This is a genomic window from Variovorax sp. GW821-FHT09B05 (assembly GCF_059418265.1).
The window spans coordinates 67,202-89,214 of record NZ_JBWKPN010000005.1 but is presented as its reverse complement, the minus strand read 5'-3'; the positions used below and the strand labels follow the sequence as shown (position 1 = coordinate 89,214).

Here is a 22,013-nt window from a genome sequence, read left to right as displayed (position 1 = left end):
GGCGGTGCGGCGGGATGAAGCTCTGGACTGGGTGAGACCAAGAAGAAGCGGAGACCAGCGATGACACAGATCGGCAAGACGCCCTGCGACGACACGCTGATCCGGCACGGCACCGGCCCCGTCGACGACACCGGCTGCCCCGAGGCCTCCAGGCCCTGGGTGCTGGCCGCGGCCATCGTCGGCTCGAGCATGGCCTTCATCGACGGCACCGTCGTCAACGTCGCGCTGCCCGCGATCCAGGCCGACCTGCGCGCCACCGCCTTCCAGGCGCAGTGGGTGGTCGAGTCCTATGCCTTGCTGCTGGCCGCGCTGCTGCTGGTGGGCGGCGCGCTCGGCGACCACTTCGGACGGCGCCGCGTGTTCGCGATCGGCGTCGCGATCTTCGCGCTCTCGTCGGTGGCCTGCGCGCTCGCGGCCAGCGTGCAGCAGCTGATCGCCGCGCGCGCGGTGCAGGGCATCGGCGGCGCGCTGCTGGTGCCGGGCAGCCTGGCGCTGATCAGCGCGGCCTTTCCCGAGAAGGAGCGCGGCAAGGCCATCGGCACCTGGTCGGGCTTCAGTGGCATCACGGCGGCGGTGGGGCCGGTGCTCGGCGGCTTCCTGGTCGATCATTTCTCGTGGACCTGGGCCTTCCTGGTCAACGTGCCGATGGCGCTGCTGGTGCTGTGGATCTGCTGGCGCCACGTGCCCGAGAGCCGCGGCGCCTCGGCCGGCGGCGGCCTCGATCCCTGGGGCGCGCTGCTGGCCACGGCCGGGCTCGGCGGCATCGTCTATGCGTTCATCGAGGCGCCCACGCAGGGTTGGACCTCGGCGGCCGTGGTCGCGGCGCTGGCGATCGGCATCGCGGGCAGCGCGGGCTTCGTCGCCATCGAGCGGCGCGTGCGCGCGCCGATGCTGCCGCTCTCGCTGCTGCGCATCGGCAACTTCAGCGGCGCCAACCTGCTGACCCTGCTGCTCTATGCGGCGCTCGGCGGCGGGCTCTATTTCTTCCCGCTCAACCTGATCCAGGTGCAGGGCTGGTCGGCCACGGCGGCCGGCGCGGCGCTGCTGCCCTTCATCCTCATCATGTTCGCGCTCTCGGGCTGGGCCGGCCAGCTGGTCGACCGCTTCGGGCCGCGGCTGCCGCTGGTGATCGGGCCCGCGATCGCGGCCGTGGGCTTCGCGCTGTTCGCGCTGCCCGGCGTGGGCGCGAGCTACTGGAGCGGCTTCCTGCCGGCCGTGGTGGTGCTGGGCCTGGGCATGACGGTGACCGTGGCGCCGCTCACCACCACCGTGATGAACGCGGTCGGCCCCGAGCTCGCGGGCGTGGCCTCGGGCGTGAACAACGCGGTCTCGCGCGCGGCCGCGGTGCTGGCCATCGCGGTCTTCGGCGCGATCATGGCCTGGGCCTTCGACGCCGCGCTGGCCGAGCACCTGCAGGCCGCGGGCGCCTCGGCGCAGGTGACGGCCTTCTTCGAAGGCGAACGCGCCAAGCTCGCCGGCGCCGCCATGCCGCCGGGCGTGGATGCGGCCACCGCCGAGGCCCTGCGGCGCGCGGTGGCCGAAGCCTTCGTGGCGGGCTTCCGCTGGGTGATGCTGCTGAGCGCCGGGCTGGCGCTGCTCAGCGCGGCCAGCGCGTGGCGCATGATCGGCGGCAAGGGCGCCGTTCAGGCCGACTGAAGCCGCTCGGGCACGCGCTGCGCGTGTTCGGAGAGGAAGGCGGCCAGCGTGCGGTTCACGACTTCGGGATCGGTGATGCTCAGGAAGTGCTGCCCGCCCTCGACCTCGACGCAGCGTGCCTGCGCGATGGCCGCGGCGATGCGGCGGCCGACCTCGATCGGGTAGGCGTTGTCGCGCGTGCCGTGCATCACCAGCACCGGCATGCGCAGCGCGCCCACCAGTGGCGCGATGGCATCGCGGCCCGCCAGCGCGTCGAAGGCCAGTTGCCATTGCACCGGGTTCCACGACTGCCAGGAGCGCTTCCAGGCACCGGCGTCGAAGTCCGGGCCGAAGCAGACATGGGCCATGGCCCCGATCGCCTGCAGCGGCGGCGCCTCGAAGGACGAGGCCTGCACCTCGGCGACCAGGGCGCGATAGGCCTCGCGCGTGGCCTCGGATTCGGCATCGACCGAGGAGCCGAACACCGCCACGCTGGCGATGCGCGAAGGCGCGAGCAGCGCGGCACGCAGCGCGACGAAGCCGCCCTGGCTGGTGCCGGCAACAGCGGCGCGGTCGATGCCCAGGTGGTCGAGCAGCGCGATCAGGTCGCGCGCCGAGTCCCAGAAGCCGAAGGGATGCTCGGCCGCGCTCTCGCCATGGGCTCGCTGGTCCCAGACGATGCAGCGGTGGGTGGCGGCGAAGTGGCGCAGCTGCGGCGCGAACATCTCGGCGCGCATGCCGAAGCTGTGGCAGAACACCAGCGCGGGCTTGTGGCCGCCGGTGTCTTCGTAGCGCAGGCGGTGGAAGGGCAGGGACAGGAAGGGCATGGGGATGTCTCCGAGGTGATCGATGGGGTAGGGCCGCGACGCCGCGTCGGGGTCTGCGAGGTTGTACCGGCGGCCCGCCGTTCGTAGGATTCCGCGCTTGCTCTGTTCTTGTCCGGGATTGCTCAGTGAACCACGCGACCGCTCTTCCTACCGCATCGTCCAGCTACGGCGCCAAGTACGCGGCGGCCGGCAGCCTCGCGCTCGCCGATTCGTTCGCGCGGCCCTGGCGCGGCTTCGGCGCCGAGATCCGTCGGCACGCGGCGGTCGACGCGCCCGGCTTCGTGCAGCCGGTGACCGAGGTGGCGATCGGCATCGCGGGCCATGGCCGGGTGTCGCGGCGCGCGGACGGCGAGGCCGAGCAGCGCTTCGAGGCGCAGCCGGGCCGCTTCTGCATCTGCCCGGGCGGGGTGCCGGTCGACCATCTGCGGCTGCAGGGGGAGGGCGTGGAGCTGCTGCACTTCTACGTGGACGGCGGACTCGATCCGGACTTCGCGGCACGCACGGCGCTGGCCGACTGGCCCTATGCGGGCGGGCTGGCCGATCCGCTGGTGGCGCAGATCGGGCTGGCGATGGCGCAGGAGCTGCGGCAGGAGAGCAGCGGCGGCGAACTGCTGCTCGACACGCTGGGCCATGCGCTGCTGGCGCGCATCGGGCAGCGGCACACGGGCGCGCCGGCGGCCCGTCCCGCCACGGCGGGCCGAGGCCTGTCACCCGCGCGGCTGGCGCGCGTTCAGGCCTATCTGCAGGCCCATGTGGAACGCGCGCTGTCGCTCGAGGACATGGCGCGCGAAGCCTGCCTGAGCCGTTTCCATTTCGTGCGCGCGTTCAAGGCCTCGACGGGCCGCACGCCGCATCAATACCTGGGCAGCCTGCGGCTCGAGCTCGCGAAGTCGTTGCTGGCGGCGGGCCAGGAGAGCATCGAGGCGATCGCGTGGCGCCTGCAGTTCGCGAGCGCCTCGGGTTTCTCGCGCGCGTTCCGGCGCGAGCTGGGCCTCACGCCGTCGGCCTACGCGCAGGCGCTGCGGCGTCGCTGAGCAGGGTGTCGAGTTCGGCCCAGAGCGGATCGCACTGGCCGGCCCGGTAGGCGGCGGCCTTGAAGGTGGCGTGCTCGCCGCGGTAGGTCTCCCACAGGTCGCGATGGCTATCGGCCACGCAGGCGCGCACGTTGGCCAGCCGGTCGGCCGCCTTCACAGTCAGCGCGAGTTCCTGTTCGCCCTTCACATGCGACATGGCCGCATAAGTCCGCGCCTTGCGCTCCTTGCGGTTGGCACCAGGCGCGTCGCTCAGCAGTGCCACGCAACCCGCCACCAGGGTGCCGAAGCGTTCGGCGACGTCGGCCACGGTGGCCTCTGTGTCCTCGACCACGTCGTGCAGGTAGCCCACGACCTGCGCCTGTTCCCCATAGGGCCGCAGCAGCGCGACCACTGCGTCGAGGTGATGGACGTAGGGGTGCACGCCGTATTTCTGGTCGCCGTGCATTTCGATGGCGTAGCTTCGTGCGGCGTCTGGGGAGGTCTCTGGGGTCATGCGGACAACCCTAGCGGGTCGTGTGTTCTGTGGCAATGGCGTGGAGGGCGCGTTGTCGTGCGGGACGTGGAGATGCGACAGGGGCGGGCTCACGCCGATGGGGTACTCCCCTCCGCGAATGTCCCCCGCCTTCGGCTCCTCCTTGATTTCGCTGCGGGGAGTACCCCATCGACGTGAGCCTGGACGCGGCGGTCGTTGAACCGCTGGCACCACCGCAGCGCCCTCGTGCACAGGGCAGCGGGTGCTTCCCGCAGCGAAATAAAGGAGGAGCCCGAAGGCCGGGGGACATTCGCGGAGGGAAGTACCCGCTGTCCTGTGCACGCGCCCCGGCGCCCCCAAAAACCGCTGTTTACGAAGGAAAACACCTACCGAAACGACATTGCAACCCCATTGGTGTATCGATACAGTAAATCGTTCCACCAAACGGCACCAAACGGGCGTTCCGACCCACAGGAGACAAGCCATGACCTCGATTTCACGCCGCCGCTTCGTCCAGTCATCGTCGGCCCTGCCGCTCGCGATGGCGGCCGCCGGCACGGGATTCACGCCCTTCGTCGCCGCGCAGGACAAGACCGTCGCGCTGCGCCTGTCGTCCTCGCACGTGGCCGACCTCAACTCCTCGCACTTCGCGTGGAACCAGCTCATGCAGGTCAACCTCAAGAAGGCCGTCGGAGAACGCATCCGCATCGACTACTTTCCCAACAACCAGCTCGGCAAGGAAAGCGACGTCGTGCAGCAGGTCAAGGTCGGCTCCATCGACATGATGCTCACCGGCTCCTCGATCTGGGCCACCGTCACGCCGCAGTTCGGCATGCTCGACCTCGGCTACCTGTTCGACAGCTACGAGCACGTCGCCAAGGCGCTCGACGGCGGCGTCGGCGCCAAGCTCAACGACATGCTCGTCAAGAGCACCGGCTGCCAGGTCATCACCTGGGGCCAGCACTACGGCGCGCGCAACGTCTACACCAAGCAGCCCGTCAAGTCGCTGGCCGAGGTGAAGAACGTCAAGCTGCGCGTGCTGCCCACGCCCGCCTTCATCGAGACCTTCAAGATCATGGGCGCCATCCCCACGCCCATCTCCTTCGGCGAGCTCTACATGGCCGCGCAGACCGGCGTCGTCGACGGCTTCGAGCACGATGCCGCCACCGTGCTCGCGAGCAAGCTCAACGAGGTCGTCAAGCACTGCTGGATGACCGAGCACCTGTTCAGTCCCATGGTCTGCATCGCCGGGCGCCGCGCCATGGACCGCATTCCGGCCGACCTGCGCCCGGCCTTCCTCAAGGCCGCGGCCGAATCGACCGCGCAGCAGCGCCAGATCGGCGCCGAGAAAGGGCAGAGTGCCATCGAGGAACTGAAGAAGCTGGGCCTGAGCTTCACGCCCATGGCCAGGAACGAACGCGACCAGGTGCGCAAGGAGATGGAGGCCAAGCTCTGGTCGGCCTTCGCCAAGCAGTATCCCGAGACCGGGCCGCTGTTCGCCGCTATCAACGCCGCCCGCGCCTGACCGCATGTCCAGCGTCCTGCCCCCGATGGCCCCGGTCACGCCCGCCGTCCTGCCGCCCCTGGCATCGCTGCCGGGCACGGGCCACGGCCACGATCCGCGCGCCCTGGGCTTCAGCACCGCCCACCCCGCGGGCCGCGGCCTCGCCTGGCTCACGCGCGCCATGGAGAACGTGGCCGGTGTCGTGCTCGCGATCGATGTTCTCGTCGTCTTCGTCTCGGTCGTGTTCCGCTACTTCCTGCACGATCCCTTCGACTGGGCCGAGGAGGTCGCGCGCGCGCTGATGGTGATCCAGGTCTTCTTCGGCGCCGCCACCGTGCTCGCGCGCAGCCAGCACGTGGGCGTCGACCTGTTCCGCGGCCTGCTGCCCGCGCGCTGGCAGCCCGCGCTGATCCAGTTCGGCAACTGGATCGTGGTCGGCGTCTCGGCCAGCCTGCTCGCCTCGTCGTGGGAGCTGCTGCTCGACGCCTACAACATGACCACCCCGATCGGCCTGCCGCAGTGGATCTACGTCTACCCGGTGGTCATCGGCAGCCTGTTCATGACCTTGTTCGGCCTCGCCAACGCCGTCAACGGACCGGCACGGCGCGTGTGGAGCTCCCTGGCCGTCGGCATCGTGCTCACCGCCGCCGCCGTGGGCTGGAACACCTTCGTGCCCGGCCACGCCATCGCGCCCTGGATGCTGCTGACCGCCGGCTTCCTCGGCGGCCTGATGCTCGGCGTGCCGATCGCCTTCGTGCTCGCGCTCTCGTCGCTGGTGTTCTTCATGGCCGATCCCTCGCTGCCGATGCTGGTCTATTCGCAGCAGGTCATGGCCGGCACCGACCACTACGTGCTGCTCGCCATTCCCTTCTTCGTGCTGGCCGGCCTGCTGATGGAATCCAACGGCATGTCCTCGCGGCTGATCGAGCTGCTGCTGCGCATGTTCGGCCGCCTGCGCGGCGGCCTGGGCCTCATCACCATCACGGCCACCGCCTTCTTCTCGGGTGTCTCGGGCTCCAAGCTGGCCGACATCGCCGCGGTCGGCGGCATCATCATGCCGGCCGTGCGCAAGACGAAGCAGGACCCGAACGAAACCGCCGGCCTGCTGGCCTGCACCGCGGTGATGGCCGAGACCATCCCACCGTGCATCAACATGATCATCATGGGCTTCGTCGCCAACATCTCGATCGCCGGGCTGTTCATGGCCGGCCTCGTGCCCGCCGTGGTGCTCGCGCTCTCGCTGGCCGCGGTCACCATCTACGTCGGCGCGCGCATCGACCCCGACCAGGCCTTCGACGTGCGCACGCCCATGTTCCGCCTGCTCGGCGGCGCGCTGGTCGCGCTGGTGATGGTGGCGATGATCGGCAAGGGCGTGACCTCGGGCGTCGCGACCTCGACCGAGGTCTCGTCCTTCGCCGTGGTCTATGCGCTGGTGGTGGGCTGGCTGGCCTTCCGCGAGCTCACCTGGTCGTCGGTGGCGCGCCTGTTCGTGCGCTCGGCCTCGATGGCGGGCAGCATCCTGTTCATCGTGGCGGCCGCGTCCAGCCTCTCGTTTGCGCTGACAATCCAGCAGATCCCGCAGTACCTGTCGTCGTTCATGATCGAGTTCGCGCACGCATGGGGCAGCACCATGTTCGTGATGCTCTCGGTGCTGATCATGATCGTGTTCGGCGCCATCCTCGAGGGCGCGCCCGCGCTCATCATCTTCGGGCCGTTGCTGACACCGATCGCGGCGCAGCTGGGCGTCAATCCGCTGCACTTCGGCACCGTGATGGTCATCGCCATGGGCTTCGGCCTGTTCGCGCCGCCGGTGGGGCTGGGGCTGTTCGCCACCTGCGCCATCACCGGCACCCAGGTGAAGGACGTGGCGCGGCCGATGATGAAATACCTCGCGGTGCTGTTCGTCACCCTGGTGCTGCTGGTGCTGGTGCCGGCCTTCTCGGTCTGGCTGCCCACGCGCATGGGGCTGTGACGACGCACGAATGCAGGACCGCGATGAACCCGAAAGGACCCCGAAAACCGTGAGCAGAATCAGCGATGTCGCCCAGCGGGCGGGCGTTTCGACCAGCACCGTGTCGAACGTGTTGAACGGCCGCGTGGACCGCATGGCGGCCGCCACGCTGGAGCGGGTGCAGGACGCGATCCGCGATCTCAAGTACCGGCCCAACACCTCGGCGCGGCAGCTCAAGACCGGCCACACGCCGCTGATCGGCCTGCTGGTGCCGTCGATGGCCAATCCGATGTACGGCTTCATCGCGCGCGAGGTCGAGACGCTGGCGCAGGAGCGCTACGGCTTCCGCATCATGATCGGCAACACCTACCGCGAGAAGGAACGCGAGGCGCGCTTCTTCGAGGACCTGATGGCGCACGGCGTGCGCGGCGTGATCATCATCTCGTCGCTGATCGACGAGCAGCACGTCGAGGCCGCGGCCGAGCGCGGCCTGGTGGTGGTGAGCTACGACCGGCGCGCCACGCCCGGCGAGGCCTCGGTGATCGACCACGTCACGGTCGACAGCTTCGAGTCCTCGCGCATCGCCACCGCGCACCTGATCGAACGGGGCCACCGGCGGCTGGCCTTCGTCACGCCCTCGGGCCGCACCATGAGCCGCAACGAGAAGATCCAGGGCTTTCTCGCGGCCGCGCGCGCAGCCGGCCTCGAGGGCAGCGCGCGCGTGGTCGAGGGCCTGCCGGTCGACGAGTACGGCGACTCGATGATGAGCGAGCTGGGCCGCACCCAGGCCAGCCAGCTCGCGCAGCTGCCCGAGCGGCCCACCGGCGTGGTCGGCGTCAACGACCTGCTGGCCTACGGCCTGATGGCGGGCTTTCGCGATGCCGGGCTCGCGGTGCCCGACGACGTCTCGGTGGTCGGCATCGACAACGTGTTCCTCTCGACCCTGATGTACCCCGCGATGACCTCGGTGCGCGTGCCGGTGCCCGAGATGGCGCAGGTGATGGTCGAGCGCGTGATGAGCCGCCTGGCCGACGGCGCGCTGCCCGCGGACGAGTTCCTGTTCGCGCCCACGCTGGTGGCGCGCGACTCGGTGGCGCCGCCGCGCGCCTGAGGCCGCCTTTTCCTTTCTTCCAGCCTTGTCCATGACCACGGTTTTCGTCAGCCATCCCCAGAGCAAGCTCGCCCACTACTTCGGCGAACGCGCGAGCACCGCGCTGCGCGCTTTCGCGCAGGTGCGCTTCAACCCCGAGGACCGCGATCTCTCGTCGCACGAGATCGCCGAACTGGCGCGCGACTGCGACGCCATCGTCTCCTACCGCCAGACCGTGGGCGACGAGGCGCTGTTCGCCGCGCTGCCCAAGCTGCAGGCCTTCGTGCGCTGCGCCATCGACATCCGCAACATCGACCTGGCGGCCGCGAGCCGCCACGGCGTACTGGTGACGCAGGCCAGCGCGGGCTTCATCGCCTCGGTGTCCGAATGGATCGTGGGCGCGATGATCGACCTCGCGCGCGGCATCAGCGCCTCGACCGCGCTCTACCACGCGGGCCTGCCGGTGCCGCCCGCCATGGGCCGCGAGCTGCGCGGCGCCACGCTCGGCGTGATCGGCTATGGGCAAATCTCACGCTACCTCTGCACCGTGGCGCAGGCGCTCGGCATGCGCGTGGTGGTGCACGATCCCTTCGCGGTGGTGGCGCAGCCCGGCATCGCGCAGGCCGGCTTCGGCGAGCTGCTCGCGCAGTCCGACTTCGTGGTCTGCCTCGCGGCGGCGACCGAAGACACCGAGAACCTCATGAACGCCGCCGCCTTCGCGGCCATGCAGCCGGGTGCCTTCTTCATCAATGCCGCGCGCGGCAACCTGGTCGACGAGGACGCGCTGGTCGCCGCGCTCGATGCCGGCACGATCGCGGGCTGCGCGCTCGACGTGGGCCGCGCGCCCGACCAGATGCCGTCGCCCGCGGTGGCGCGCCATCCGCGCGCGATCGCCACGCCCCACATCGGCGGCCTCACGCCGCCCGCGGTCGAGCACCAGGCGATGGAAGCCGTGTCGCAGCTGGCCGAGATCTTCCAGGGCCGGGTGCCGAAGGGCGCGGTGAATGCCACCGAGGCCCATCGCTGGCGCCAGGCCTTCGGCGTGCCGGCCTGATCCCATTCCCCATCCACCGAGAGCCTCCATGGAACCGACCCGGAACGCGCGCTATGCCGGCGCCTGCGACTGCCATGTCCACATCTACGAAGACCGCTTCCCGCTGATCCCGAACGTCGCCTGGGTGCCGCCGCACTCGCCGGTGTCGGCCTACCGCGAGCAGGTGCAGCAGCCGCTGGGCATCGAGCGCGCGGTGGTGGTGCAGCCCACGGGCTACGGCTTCGACAACCGCTGCACCCTCGATGCGCTGGCGCAGTTCGGCGAGGCGGCGCGCGGCATCGCCCTCTTGGCGCCCGACGCGCCCGACGCCGAGATCGCGCGCCTGCATGCGGGCGGCATGCGCGGCGTGCGCTACATGATGATCGGCGGCGTGCTGGGCTGGGAGTCGCTGCCGGGCATGGCCGCGCGCATGGCCGATGCCGACTGGATGATCAACCTGCAGCTCGACGGCCGGACCATGCCCGAGCACGAGGAGGTGCTCCGGAAGCTGCCGTGCCGGCTGGTGCTCGACCACAACGGCAAGTTCCTTGAGCCGGTGGCGCCCAGCCATCCCTCGTTCCAGTCGCTGCTGCGCGTGATCGATGCGGGCCGCGTCTGGATCAAGCTCTCGGCGCCCTACGAGACCTCGAGGAGCGGCGCGCCCGGCTACGACGACGTGAGCCTGCTCGCGCGCACGCTGGCCGAGACCTTTCCCGAGCGCTGCCTGTGGGCCAGCAACTGGCCGCACCCGGGACGCGATCCGCGCCCCGAGAGCGCGCCGCTGTACGACCTGTTGTTCTCTTGGGCCGCGAGCGAGGACACGCGCCGGCGCATCCTGGTCGACAACCCGGCCGCGCTGTACGGGTTCAAGGCCTGACGCGGGCCCGGGGAGGGCGGATCCGAAGCCCGCCATAATCGGCGCTCCCGTCTTCTTGAACCGCCTCAGGTCAGCCACGCCGCGTCGAAGCCAACCTGCCTCCTGGACTTCGACCCACCCTTGCCGGTGCCGGCGCGCCCGTGTTCGAACGCTATTACCGCGAACTGCTGAACTTCCTGTCCCGCAAGGTGCCGGACCGCGCCACCGCGGCCGACCTCGCGCAGGAGAGCTATGCGCGCGTCTACGAGGCGCAGCGCGCGGGCAGCGTGGTGCGCGATCCGCGCGCGCTGCTCTACCGGGTCGCGCGCAACCTCGTCACCGACCATCACCGGCGCAGCAGCGTGCGCGCCGGGCTGGCGGACGCCGAGACCGAGGACGGCCTGGGCGAGCCCGACGACTGCATGGGCCCCGCGAGCTTCGAGCCCGACGCGGCGCTGGCCTCGAGCCAGGGCCTGGCCGCGATGATCGCCGCCATCGACGGCTTGCCGCCGCGCTGCCGCGAGGCCTTCGTGCTCTACAAGTTCGACGGGCTCTCGTATGCCGAGGTCGCCGAGCGCATGGGCATCTCGGTGCGCACGGTCGAGATGCAGCTGCGCATCGCGATGGCGGCCTGCTGGGACTGCCTGGAGCGTGGCGGGAAATGAAGGGATCCACGATGAACCGAAGAGAGACCGCGTCCTACAGGGTTGGCGCCCGTTCGTGCGTCTCCATCTCCAGGGACGCCCTCGCCACATGAATTCGACGCCATCACCGGAAGACGCATCGCGCCTGCGAGAGGAGGTGCTCGACTGGTTCGTGCGCCGCCAGCGCGAGGGCTGGAGCGCCAGCGAGGAGCGCGAGTTCCAGGGCTGGCTGGTGGCCCATCCGCATCGCGCCGAGGCCTGGCGTGCCTGGGAATCGCGCTGGCGGGCCGTGGACGCGATCCCGGCCGCTACCGTGGCCGGCTGGCGCGAAGGCTTCGCGGGCCGCGCTGCCGCGCCCACGCGGCGCGGCTTCATGAAACCGGCGCTGGCGCTGGCCGCCACCGGCATGGCCGTCGGCGCCGGCTACCTGGGCTGGCGCGAGCTGCAGGCGCAGCCGGTGTTCGTGCAGGCCTTCGCCACCCGGCGTGGCCAGCAGCTCGACCTGCCGCTGCCCGACGGCACGCGCCTGCGGCTCGACACCGCGACCCGCATCGAGGTGCAGCTGTTCCGCGACCGGCGCGAGGTGCGGCTGCTCGAGGGGCAGGCGGTGTTCGCGGTGCAGTCCGATGCCGAACGGCCGTTCTCGGTGCTGGCCGGGCCGCTCGAGGTGCGCGTGGTCGGCACCCGTTTCGCCGTGCGCCACACGCCGGGGATCGACGGCGCGGACGGCACGCGGGTGTCGGTGGACGAGGGCCGGGTGCGGGTGGCGCGGCGCGACCGCGCGCAGGACGGTGCCTGGGCCGAGCCCTCGGCCGCGAGCCTGCGCGAGGCGGTCTTCCTGGTCGCCGGCCAGCAGCTCGAGAGCGATGCCCAGGGCCTGCCGGGCCCGGTGGCGGCGGTGCCGGGCGAGGGCATCGCGCCCTGGCGCGAGCACCGGCTGAGCTTCGTCGACACGCCGCTGGCGCGCGCGCTGGCCGAGCTCGAGCGCTACGGCAGCACCGGCCTGGTGGTGAACGATCCGGCCGTGGCGGCGCTGCGGCTGACCGGCACCTTCGATCCGCGCGATGCGCGCACCCTGCGCCGCGCGCTGCCGAGCGCCTTGCCGGTGCGGCTGAAGCAGGCCGGCGCGGTCACCGAGCTGGTCGCCGCGCACTGAGAAAGAGGCGCCGCGACCCGGCGCCGAAAAATTTTCAGTGGGACTACGGTATTTCCCACGGTTCGTGCGTCAACCCAGATGAGAACCATTTGTATTCAAAGTCTGGAAACGTAGATGAACCGCTTGACATCGAAGCCGGCACCGCTGGCCCTGGCCCTGGCGCTCGCGCTGGCCCACCTGACCGCATCGGCCCAGGCACTGCCGGCCGACCCGGTGCCGATCCGCATCGCGGCCCAGCCGCTGGCCCAGGCGCTCAACGACTGGGCGCGCCAGACCGGCGTGCAGCTCGTGGTGCAGCAGAGCCTGGTGGCGGGCAAGACCGCGCCGGCGGTCGCGGGCCGGCTCGCGCCGCGCCAGGCGCTCGACCAGCTGCTGGCCGGCAGCGGCCTGTCGGCCAGCGTGGAGGGCAACGCCGTGGTCATCCGCACGCTGGTGCCGGGTGCTTCCAACGCGTCGCTGCCGGCGGTCACCGTGCAGGCCGAGGGCGAGCAGAGCGCCACCAGCCGGGTGCAGGGCTACGTGGCCCGGCGCAGCGCCACCGGCACCAAGACCGACACGCCGATCATCGAGACGCCGCAGTCGATCTCGGTGATCACGGCCGACCGCATCGAGGCCATGGGCGCCACCAACCTCAAGGACGCGCTGGGCTACACGCCCGGCGTGTCGACCACCACCTATGGCGCCGACTCGCGCTACGACTGGATCTCGCTGCGCGGCTTCGATGCCTATTCGCCGGGCTTCTATCTCGACGGCCTGCCGCTGCGCAACAACAGCACCTGGGGCGTGTGGCGCACCGAGAACTACGGCGCCGAGCGCATCGAGCTGCTGCGCGGGCCCTCGTCGGTGCTCTATGGCATGAGCGGGCCGGGCGGGGTGGTGAACGTGGTCAGCAAGCGCCCGACGGCGGAGCCGGTGCACGAGCTGCAATTGCAGCTGGGCGACCACGCCCGCAAGCAGGTGGCGGGCGATTTCTCGGGTGCGCTGGATGCCGAGGGCAGGCTGCTCTATCGCATCACCGGACTGCTGCGCGATGCGCAACTGCCGGCCGCCAAGGAGGCCGACGACCGCAGCTACATCGCACCGTCGCTGACCTGGAAGCCGTCGAGCGACACCACGCTCACGCTGCTGTCCCAGTTCACCCGCACGCGCAGCGGTGTCTACACGCGCGCGCGGCCGCAGGTCGGCTCGCTCGATGCGACCGCGATCGGCAGCTACATCCCATCGAAATTGTTCGTCGGCGAGCCCGGCTTCGACCGCTTCGACCAGGACCAGGAAATGGTCGGCTACCAGTTCGAGCACCGCATCGACGACACCTGGACGGTGCGGCAGAACGCGCGCTATGCGCACCAGAAGCTCGATTACACGGGCACGCAGCTGCGGGGCTTCACCGCGCTGAACCCCGATGTGCCGAACGATCCGGTCAACTTCCAGCAGATGGCGCGCAGCGTGTTCGGCAGCCGCGAGAACATCGCCGCCGTGGCGCTCGACAACCAGGCGCAGGCCGACTTCCGCCTGGGCGAGGCGCAGCACAAGGTGCTGGTCGGGCTCGATTACCAGCGCACCCGGATCGACCAGGTCACCTTCAGCGGCGGCAGCGCGTCGCCGCTGAACATCTACGCGCCGGTGTACGGCGGGCCGATCGAATTGCCCGCGCCGTATTTCGACGGCATCACCCGGCTGACGCAGACCGGCCTCTACCTGCAGGACCAGATCAAGTGGGGCGAGCGCTGGTCGCTGACCCTGGGCGGGCGCTACGACGATGCCGAAAGCACGGTCTTCAGCCGCCTCGACGGCTCGACCCAGCGCATCCGCGACCACAAGTTCACCAGCCGCGCCGGCCTGGTCTACCTGCATCCGAGCGGCTGGGCGCCGTACCTGAGCTACTCGGAGTCGTTCGCGCCGACCGCCACCATCGACCCGGTCTCGGGCGACCCGTTCAAGCCCGAGAGCGGCAAGCAGTTCGAGGCCGGCGTGCGCTACCAGCCCACGGGCGGCAAGGCGATGTACAGCGCGGCCGTCTTCGACCTGCGGCGCAAGAACTACATCAGCTTCGACGGCGATGCCATGCCCAGGCAGACCGGCGAGATCTCGGTGCGCGGCCTGGAGCTCGAGGCCACGGCCGAGATCGCGCCGCGCATGAACCTCACGGCCTCCTACAGCTACACGCCGCGGGCCATCGTCACGGCCAGCAGCAACCCGAGCGAGATCGGCAAGCAGGCCACGGCCGTGCCGCGCCACCGGTTCTCCGTGTGGGCCGACTACCGCTTCGCCAATGGCTTGAAGCTCGGGCTCGGTGCCCGCTACACCGGGACGAACTACGGCGACGGCGAGGCCGCGCGGCCGAGCAAGGTGCCCGCGTCCACGGTGCTCGACGCCATGCTCGGCTACGACATCGATCGCTGGACCCTGGCGCTGAACCTGCGCAACCTCACCAACAAGACCTACATCGCCAACTGCGGCTACGGCAACTGCTACTACGGCTATCCGCGCACCGCGACGGCCACGGCCACCTACCGCTGGTAGGCCTCAGGAGCGCGGCATCAGCTCGTAGAAGTCGAAGCCGTTGCTGCGCCCGCCGAGGCAGCCGGCCAGCGTGTCCTCGACCTTGCGCCACAGCGCGAGCCGGTTGCGCCACTTGCGCACGCTGTGGCCCTCGTCGGGAAAGCTCAGGAAGTCCACCGGCCGGCCGAGCCGGCGCAGTTCGGCCACCACGTCGTCCGAATCCTGGCGCAGCACGCGCACGTCGTTGGCGCCGTGGATCACCAGGAGCGGCGCCTCGATCCGGTCGAGCTGCGACACCGGCGAATCGCGCAGCATGCGCGCGCGCTCCTCGGGCTGGTTCACGTCGCCGAAGAAGCGCGCGAAGTAGTGGCGGTTGCGCCAGAACGGCGGCCAGTTCTCGATCACGCGCGGCCAGTTGGCCACGCCGACGATGTCGATGCCGCAGCGGTAGTCGTGCGGCTTGCGGATCAGCTGCGAGAGCACCGAGAAGCCGCCGAAGCTGGCGCCCAGCACCGCCATGCGCCGCGGATCGGCCACGCCCTGGTCGATGGCCCATTGCGCGGCCTCGGCGATGTCCTGCTGCAGCCGGCCGCTGGTCTGGCCCGCGCCGGCCATCATGAAGGCGCGGCCGTAGCCGCTCGAGCCGCGGTAGTTGACCTGCAGCACCGCATAGCCGCGGTTGGTGAGCATCTGCACGGTGTTGAAGCCCGCGGGCAGCCAGCTGTCGCGCGTCCACGGGCCGCCATGGATGCTGATCACCAGCGGCGCCGGGCCCTGCACGCCGCGCGGGCGCGCGAGGTAGCCGTGGACCTGCAGGCCGTCGGAGGCCTTGAACGCGAAGGGCTCGGTCGACGAGAAGAAGTCGTCGCCGTTCTCGCGCGGCGGCGGGGTGAGGCGTGCCAGCGCCTGGCTGTCGCGGTCGAGCAGCAGTTCGACCGCGCCGGTCTCGGTGACGGCGCGCAGCACCATGCGCCGCTGGTCGAGCGTGCTGCTCTGCGGGCGCGCGATGACGGGGTCGGTGGCGAGCCAGCCGCGCTCGCGCGCAAGCTTCATGGCGGCGGTCACCTCCGCGTCGAGCGTGGCGTCGAGGTAGCGGATGCGCGGGCGGCCGGGCTCGGAGGTCCAGGCCTGCGGCGCGCCCTCGTTCGGCGGGAAGTAGACGGCCCCGAGGTCGACCTGCGCATCCTCGGCCAGCACCTTCTCGGCGCCGGTGGCCAGGTCGGCCTCGACCAGCGCCAGCTTGTCGCGCCCGATGTTGCCGAGCGCCCAGAGCCGGCCGCCGGCGCGGTCGATGCGCAGCGGCGCATAGGCGTCGAAGGCCTCGATGGTCTTGAAGGGGCGCCAGCTGCCGTCGGCCTGGCGCAGTTCCATCAGCAGGTCGGAGCCGTCGACGCTGCCGAGCTGGCGCATGCGCGCGGCCAGCTCGCGCCGGGTGTCGACATACCAGGCGACCACGCGGCTGCCGGGCTCGCCGCGCGCCACCTCGCGCACGCTGCGGGTGCGCGGGTCGGCCTCGAACAGGTCGAGGCTGGTGCGGTCGTTGCGGTTGCTCGTGAAGAAGAAGTTCGGGCTGCCGGGCGCGCCGCCGATGACGCCGGCCGAGCGCACGCCGGGCCAGGGCGTGACGGCCCAGGGCCGGGCCTCGGGCGACTGGCTGTCGAGCACGAAGATCTGCGTGTTCTCGTCGCCGCTCGCGTCCTTGAGGTAGGCGATGTGGCGGCTGTCGGGCAGCCAGGCGTAGGCGGACGCGTTCGCCAGCGTGCCGGTGGCGAAGCTGCGCGTGCTGGCCGACTGCACCGTGGCCGCGTCGGCGCTGTCGCACACGGCCAGGCCCACGTCGGTGCCGACGGTCTGCACCCACAGCAGCTTGCGGCCATCGGGCGACAGCACGTGGCCGCCGATCGTGTCGATGTTGGCGACGAAGCGGCGCATCGGCACCAGCGGCGGCAGCGTGCGGTCCTGGCTGGCCTGGGCCAGCGCCGGATGGGTGGGCGCGGTAGCGCAGCCTGACAGCAGCAAGGCGCCGGCGGCGCAGGCCAGGGCGAGCAGGGCGGTGGGGCGAAAGTCGCGGCGCATGGTTCCGGTTCCTGGAGACGGTGGCCATCGATTGTGCGAAGCCCGACCTTGGGCGAAGCCAAAGATGGCGCGCCCCGTCTTTGGCTGGGCCCAAGGTACGCGCGCGCACAATCGCCGCGTGCACATCCTGCTGATCGAAGACGACCTCGACCTGGGCCGCGCGCTGCAGGCCGCGCTCAAGGTGGACGGCCTCACGAGCGAGTGGCTGCGCCGCGCCCGCGACGCGCCGCGCGTGCCCGACGCGGCCGTGTTCGACTGCGTGCTGCTCGACCTCTCGCTGCCCGACGGCAACGGCTTCGAGCTGCTGGCACGATGGCGCGGCGAGGGCGGCACGGTGCCGGTGATCGTGATCACCGCCCGCTCGGCGGTCGAGGACCGGCTGGCCGGCCTCGACGGCGGCGCCGACGACTTCGTCATCAAGCCCTTCGCCACCGCCGAGCTGATCTCGCGCATCCGCGCGGTGCTGCGGCGCTCGGCGCGCCAGGCCAGCGAGGTCTGGACGCTGGGGCCGCTTTCGATCGCGCCGCGGCGCCACCAGGCCACGCTGGCGGGCAGCGCGCTCGAGCTGTCGCCGCGCGAGTTCAGGCTGCTGCTCGAGCTGGCGCGCGAGCCCGGCGCGGTGGTCGCCAAGGGCGTGCTCGCGCAGCGGCTGGAACCGCTGGGCGAGCCGCTGGACTTCGCGGCGGTCGAGGTCCACGTGTCGAACCTGCGGCGCAAGATCGGCGCCACGCGCGTGCACACGGTGCGCGGCGTGGGCTACATGTTGACGCCATGAGCCGCCTGTCATTCGGATGGCCCGGCCCGAGCATCGGGCGGCGCGTGCTGGCCGCGATGCTGATCGCCTTCGTCGGCGTCTGGCTGATGCTGCTGGCCTACTTCTACGTCGAGTTCCGCCAGGCGCTCGCGGTCGACCAGGGGCTGAAGAAGCTGGGCCGCGCGATGAGCGCCTCGCTGCGCGAGGTCGACAGCGACGCGCAGGCGGTGGGCGTGATGCGTTCCACCGCGACCCAGTTCAGGACCCTGCGCATCAGCGGCAATCCGGGCGGCAGCGTGTGGATGGAACTGCGCCGGCGCGACGATGGCATGGTGCTCTACCGCACGGCCTCGCTCGGCGACCGCGTGCTCGACGCGCCGGCGCCGCAGGTGATCGAGCGCGATTTCGATGGCGTCTCGTACTGGGTCCACGGCACCGAGGCCGGCCGCTGGCGGCTGCAGCTCGCCGAGCCGCGCATCACGGGCTGGTGGGTGCTCGAGCGCAACGCCACGCGCCTGCTGCCCTACCTGCTGCTGGCCTTCCCGATCGTGCTGCTGCCGGTGTGGCTGGCGGTGCGGCTCGGGCTGCGGCCGCTGCAGCGGCTGGCCGACCTGATCGCGCGGCGCGGCAGCAGCGACCTGTCGCCGATCGGCTACGACCCGCCCCAGGCCGAGCTCAAGCCGCTGACCTCGGCGCTCGAACGCATGCTGCGCCAGCTGCGCGACAAGCTCACGCAGGAGCGCGCCTTCGTGCACGACGCGGCGCACGAGCTGCGCACGCCGATGGCGGTGATCGCCGCGCAGGCCCATGCGCTGGCGGGCGCGGCCGATGCCGCCGAGCGCGAGCGCGCGCAACTGCATCTGGAGCAGGCGATCGCGCGCGCCTCGCATCTCACGCAGCAGCTGCTCGACCTGGCGCTGCTCGACGATGCGCAGCCCTCGGCGCCGAAGCACGTCGACGTGGCGCAGTTCGCGCGCGGGCTGCTCGCGCAGGCGGCGCCGCAGGCCATGGCGCGCGGCATCGAGCTGGCGCTCGAGGCGCCCGACAGCCTGCAGGCCGAGGTCGATGTGCCGGCGCTGCAGTCGGTGCTCGAGAACCTGCTGCACAACGCGATCCGCCATGTGCCCGACGGCGCGCAGGTGGCGATGACGCTGGGGGTGGAGGAGGGCTGCCTCGCGCTGCTGGTGGCCGACGACGGGCCCGGCATTCCCGCGGCCGAGCGCGAGCGGGTGTTCGAGCGCTTCCACCGCGGCGAGGGCGCGCACGAGACGCCGGGCTCGGGCCTGGGCCTCGCGATCGTGAAACAGGCGGTGCACCGCATGGGCGGCGAGGTCGCCATCGTCGACGGCCTGGCGCCGGGGCGCGGCGTGGGTTTCAGCGTCCGGCTGCCGCTTGCGGGCCGCACGAACACTTACGGCTGAAGGGCATCGCCCGGGTTGACAGGGGCCGCGCGCAGCTTCGATACTGAACTTGCAGGTTCATCAATCAAGCTCCAAGGAGATACCCATGCAAAGGATCGTTCCCTGCCTCTGGTTCGACGGCAATGGCGAGGAGGCATTGAAGTTCTACAGCGCGATCTTCCCGAACTCGCGCGTGACCGACACCCTGCTGTGGGGCGACGTCAACCCGGCCAAGAAGGGCTCGCTGCTCACCGCCACCTTCGAGCTCGATGGCCAGGCGTTCATGGTGCTCAACGGCGGCCCCGAGTACAAGTTCACCCCGGCCATCTCGATGTACGTGCGGTGCGAGACCCAGGCCGAGGTCGACCGCTACTGGGACAGGCTGCTCGAGGGCGGCGGCCAGCCGGTGCAGTGCGGCTGGCTCACCGACCGCTTCGGCGTCTCGTGGCAGGTCGCGCCCGACGAGATCATCCGGATGTTCCAGGACAAGGATCCGGCCAAGGCCAAGCGCGCGATGGAGGCGATGATGAAGATGGTCAAGCTCGACATCGCCACCGTGAAGAAGGCCTTCGACGGCGCTTGATCGCTACACCAGCCGCTTGATCGCCTTCTTGCGCCACACCAGCTGGTAGTACGCGGTCTGCAGCAGCAGCATCGCGCCGAAGGTCACCGGGTAGGCATACCAGATGCCGTCGAGGCCGATGCGGTGGCTCATGAACCAGGCCACCGGCACCTCGAGCCCGAGCAGGCAGGCGATCGAGATCAGCGTGGGCACCAGCACCGAGCCGCTGGCGCGCATGATCCCCGACAGCGCCGAGGCCATGCCGAAGATCACCAGGCTCCACAGCATGATGTGCAGCAGCTCCTGGGCGATCTCGATCACCGGCGCGCTGGTGATGAAGAAGCCCATCAGCGGCCGCGAGAACAGGTAGCCCAGCAGCACCAGGCCGCCGGTGAGCAGCAGGTTCATCATCAGTGCCGTGCGCGCGATGGCGCCGAGGCGGTCGGCGCGGCCGGCACCGATGGCCTGCGCGCCGAGGATCGAGGCCGTGATCGCGATCGAGATGGCCGGGAACTGCACGTAGGCCACCACCTGGTTGACCGCGCCGTAGGCGGCCGTGGCGCTCGAGCCGTAGCCGTTGACCAGCGACAGCAGCACCACCTCGGCCAGCGCCACCACGATCATCTGCACGCCCGTGGGCACGCCGACCTTGAGCACGGTCTTGAGCAGTTGCGGATCGATGCGCATGCTGCGCAGGAAGGCCGCGTCGGGCGCGAGCGGGCTGTTGCGCTGGCGCAGCCGCCAGCCCAGCCACAGGGTCGCCACCAGGAACGAGAGCACCGAACCCCAGGCGCCGCTGGTCACGCCCAGCTGCGGCAGGCCGCCCCAGCCGCGGATCAGGGCCGGCGTGACGAGCATGCCGATGGTGGTGGAGATCAGCAGCGTGAGCAGCGGCGTGACGGTGTCGCCCACGCCGCGCAGCATCGCGGTCGAGATCAGGAACACGAACACGCCGGGCATCGCGATCAGCATGATCCGCGCATAGCGCGTGGCCTCGGCCAGCACGTCGGGCGGCGTGCCCAGCGCCGCCAGCAGCGGCGTGGTGAAGGCGCCGCCGAACACCGCGATCACCAGGCCCATCAGGATGCCCACGCTCAGCGTGGTGCCGGCCACCGCCTTGGCGCGGGCGACGTCGCGCGCGCCCCAGGCCTGGCCGATCAGCACCGAGGCGCCGGCGCCCAGGCCGATCACGAAGGCGATGAAGAAGAAGAACACCGGGAAGAAGCTCGAGACCGCGGCCAGCGCGGTCACGCCGATCATCTGGCCGATGTAGATGTTGTTGAGCGTGCCCGACAGCGACTGCAGGATGTTGCTCAAGAGCATGGGGGCGAGGAAGAACAGGAAGGTCTTCCACAGGGCGCGCGGCGCGCCCACGGGTGCCACGGGCGTGCCCTGGAGGCCGCTCGGGTTGGGGGCTGTGTCTGTCTTGGCGTTCATTCGTGGGTCCAGCTCGCGCTGGAGAGTTCTTGGAGGTGGGCCCGCAGGTCCTCGGGCCAGGTCGAAATGTGTTGCTCGAAGCGATCGCGCTCGAGCGCGAACAGGGCGCGCATGGCTTCCTCGAAACCGGGCAGGTTGCCGGCCAGCACGGTCATCACGCCGTAGGTGGCTTCCCGCGCCGCGCGTGCGGCATCGCGTCCTGCGTTGACGCGGCGTGCCTCGTCGATCAGCCGGCGCAGCGCGACCGAGGCGCCGCCGGGCTGGCGGCCCAGCCACTCCCACTGGCGCGGCAGCAGCGTGACTTCGCGCGCCACCACGCCGAGCTTGGGGCGGCCGACGCCGCGCGGCGGCTCGCCGGCCGGCGCCGGTGGTTCGCGCAGGTCGAGGTCGATCTGCGCGCCGCTGCGGTCATCGAACACCAGGTACGGCGTGTCGTCGGTGCGCGCGCGCAGCGCGGCGACCAGCTCGGCGCGCGAGCCGCGTGCAATGCGGTGGAAGCCGGCGAAGGCGGTCAGGGTGGACGCGGGATCGGCGCAGGCCGGGAGGGAAGAGGTCTCGAGGGTCATGGAGGCGGAGCGGTAATTTACCCGGGGGCAATGAAGAAAGCCTGACTTTTCTTGCGCCCGGCGAAGGAGGAAGGCGAGAGGGGCGGCGGGCACCGGCGAGGGCCTAGGCGCTCGGGCGCGCCGGGCCGTTGTAGCCCTGCGCGCCGTGGCAGCCGGACTCCTCGGCCCAGAGCTCGAACAGCGCCTCGAGCTCGGCCGCGCGGTCGAAGGCCGGATCGTCGCGCTCCTTCACGCGCGCCAGCTCCTCGAAGGCGAAGGCCTCGGCGCCCAGCGCGATCCAGTCCTGCTGCAGCGCCTTGTTGCGGTGGCTGCGCAGGTTCAGTTCGAAGCGCTGGCGGTTCATCGCGCCCACGATGTCGAGCGCGGCCGCGGCGAACACCCGCCCCGTCTTCAGGTTGCGGATCGCGAACACGCCGGCGGGGAGCGTGCTGTCCTTGTACTGCCGGGTGAGGGCGCGCCGTGATTCCTGGGAAAGTGTCATGGCGCCAATTTTACCCGGGTTAAATTGATTGAA

The 22,013-nt window shown here is 70.9% G+C and carries 19 protein-coding genes; 13 read left to right on the top strand and 6 right to left on the bottom strand.

Annotated elements, in window-relative coordinates; genetic code table 11:
• The first annotated feature begins 60 nt into the window (after positions 1-60).
• A complete protein-coding gene (locus AC07RM_RS14735; RefSeq protein ID WP_495335034.1) occupies positions 61-1,656 on the top strand; it encodes an MFS transporter in 1,596 nt (531 codons plus the stop codon).
• Here the strand turns inward: AC07RM_RS14735 and AC07RM_RS14730 are convergent.
• Positions 1,644-2,462 (bottom strand): alpha/beta fold hydrolase, encoded by an 819-nt coding sequence (locus AC07RM_RS14730; protein ID WP_495335033.1) that lies wholly within the window; start codon positions 2,460-2,462, stop codon positions 1,644-1,646. The genes AC07RM_RS14735 and AC07RM_RS14730 overlap by 13 nt on opposite strands.
• 125 nt (positions 2,463-2,587) lie before the next feature.
• On the opposite strand from AC07RM_RS14730, the gene AC07RM_RS14725 reads away from it, so the two are divergent.
• On the top strand, positions 2,588-3,496 hold the full coding sequence (locus AC07RM_RS14725; protein WP_495335032.1) for a helix-turn-helix domain-containing protein: 909 nt from the start codon (positions 2,588-2,590) through the stop codon (positions 3,494-3,496).
• On the opposite strand, the gene AC07RM_RS14720 is transcribed toward AC07RM_RS14725, so the two are convergent.
• Positions 3,456-3,989 carry an HD domain-containing protein gene (locus AC07RM_RS14720; protein WP_495335031.1) on the bottom strand — a complete coding sequence of 178 codons (534 nt, stop codon included), beginning with the start codon at positions 3,987-3,989 and terminating at the stop codon, positions 3,456-3,458. The two genes, AC07RM_RS14725 and AC07RM_RS14720, sit on opposite strands and share 41 nt — an antisense overlap.
• Before the next feature lie 463 nt (positions 3,990-4,452).
• Between AC07RM_RS14720 and AC07RM_RS14715 the strand changes: the two genes are divergently transcribed.
• The 8 genes from AC07RM_RS14715 (at position 4,453) to AC07RM_RS14680 (ending at position 14,725) form a co-directional block, all read left to right on the top strand.
• Positions 4,453-5,493, top strand: a complete 1,041-nt coding sequence (locus AC07RM_RS14715; protein WP_208508576.1) for a TRAP transporter substrate-binding protein — start codon at positions 4,453-4,455, stop codon at positions 5,491-5,493.
• A 160-nt stretch (positions 5,494-5,653) separates the two neighbouring features.
• Positions 5,654-7,444: a TRAP transporter large permease gene (locus AC07RM_RS14710; RefSeq protein ID WP_495335237.1), complete on the top strand. Its 1,791-nt coding sequence runs from the start codon at positions 5,654-5,656 to the stop codon at positions 7,442-7,444.
• A 49-nt stretch (positions 7,445-7,493) separates the two neighbouring features.
• Entirely contained in the window at positions 7,494-8,534 is a 1,041-nt protein-coding gene (locus AC07RM_RS14705; RefSeq protein WP_495335030.1) for a LacI family DNA-binding transcriptional regulator, read from the top strand.
• A gap of 31 nt (positions 8,535-8,565) precedes the next feature.
• A complete protein-coding gene (locus AC07RM_RS14700) occupies positions 8,566-9,567 on the top strand; it encodes a hydroxyacid dehydrogenase (protein WP_495335029.1) in 1,002 nt (333 codons plus the stop codon).
• Between the two features lie 28 nt (positions 9,568-9,595).
• Positions 9,596-10,423, top strand: a complete 828-nt coding sequence (locus tag AC07RM_RS14695; RefSeq protein ID WP_495335028.1) for an amidohydrolase family protein — start codon at positions 9,596-9,598, stop codon at positions 10,421-10,423.
• A 140-nt stretch (positions 10,424-10,563) separates the two neighbouring features.
• Positions 10,564-11,067, top strand: a complete 504-nt coding sequence (locus AC07RM_RS14690) for an RNA polymerase sigma factor (protein ID WP_495323456.1) — start codon at positions 10,564-10,566, stop codon at positions 11,065-11,067.
• 88 nt (positions 11,068-11,155) lie between these two features.
• Positions 11,156-12,202, top strand: a complete 1,047-nt coding sequence (locus tag AC07RM_RS14685) for a FecR family protein (protein ID WP_495335027.1) — start codon at positions 11,156-11,158, stop codon at positions 12,200-12,202.
• Between the two features lie 114 nt (positions 12,203-12,316).
• Positions 12,317-14,725 (top strand): TonB-dependent siderophore receptor, encoded by a 2,409-nt coding sequence (locus tag AC07RM_RS14680; RefSeq protein ID WP_495335026.1) that lies wholly within the window; start codon positions 12,317-12,319, stop codon positions 14,723-14,725.
• 3 nt (positions 14,726-14,728) lie between these two features.
• Here the strand turns inward: AC07RM_RS14680 and AC07RM_RS14675 are convergent, their stop codons facing one another.
• Positions 14,729-16,780 (bottom strand): S9 family peptidase, encoded by a 2,052-nt coding sequence (locus AC07RM_RS14675; RefSeq protein ID WP_495335025.1) that lies wholly within the window; start codon positions 16,778-16,780, stop codon positions 14,729-14,731.
• Positions 16,781-16,898: 118 nt separating this feature from the next.
• Between AC07RM_RS14675 and AC07RM_RS14670 the strand changes: the two genes are divergently transcribed.
• From AC07RM_RS14670 to AC07RM_RS14660, 3 genes are all read left to right on the top strand, one after another.
• Positions 16,899-17,555, top strand: a complete 657-nt coding sequence (locus AC07RM_RS14670) for a response regulator (protein ID WP_093342454.1) — start codon at positions 16,899-16,901, stop codon at positions 17,553-17,555.
• Positions 17,552-18,955, top strand: coding sequence for a sensor histidine kinase (locus AC07RM_RS14665; RefSeq protein WP_495335024.1), 1,404 nt, complete (start codon positions 17,552-17,554; stop codon positions 18,953-18,955). The genes AC07RM_RS14670 and AC07RM_RS14665 overlap by 4 nt, the downstream gene beginning before the upstream one ends.
• 85 nt (positions 18,956-19,040) lie before the next feature.
• Positions 19,041-19,517, top strand: coding sequence for a VOC family protein (locus tag AC07RM_RS14660; RefSeq protein WP_495335023.1), 477 nt, complete (start codon positions 19,041-19,043; stop codon positions 19,515-19,517).
• Between the two features lie 3 nt (positions 19,518-19,520).
• Here the strand turns inward: AC07RM_RS14660 and AC07RM_RS14655 are convergent, their stop codons facing one another.
• The 3 genes from AC07RM_RS14655 to AC07RM_RS14645 all read right to left on the bottom strand — a co-directional run bounded on the left by AC07RM_RS14655 (position 19,521) and on the right by AC07RM_RS14645 (position 21,980).
• Complete coding sequence (locus tag AC07RM_RS14655; protein ID WP_208508021.1) at positions 19,521-20,933, bottom strand: MATE family efflux transporter; 1,413 nt, start codon at positions 20,931-20,933, stop codon at positions 19,521-19,523.
• Entirely contained in the window at positions 20,930-21,499 is a 570-nt protein-coding gene (locus tag AC07RM_RS14650) for a DUF2239 family protein (RefSeq protein WP_495335022.1), read from the bottom strand. The genes AC07RM_RS14655 and AC07RM_RS14650 overlap by 4 nt, the downstream gene beginning before the upstream one ends.
• A 103-nt stretch (positions 21,500-21,602) precedes the next feature.
• Positions 21,603-21,980 carry a GIY-YIG nuclease family protein gene (locus AC07RM_RS14645; protein WP_398493682.1) on the bottom strand — a complete coding sequence of 126 codons (378 nt, stop codon included), beginning with the start codon at positions 21,978-21,980 and terminating at the stop codon, positions 21,603-21,605.
• Positions 21,981-22,013: the final 33 nt, after the last annotated feature.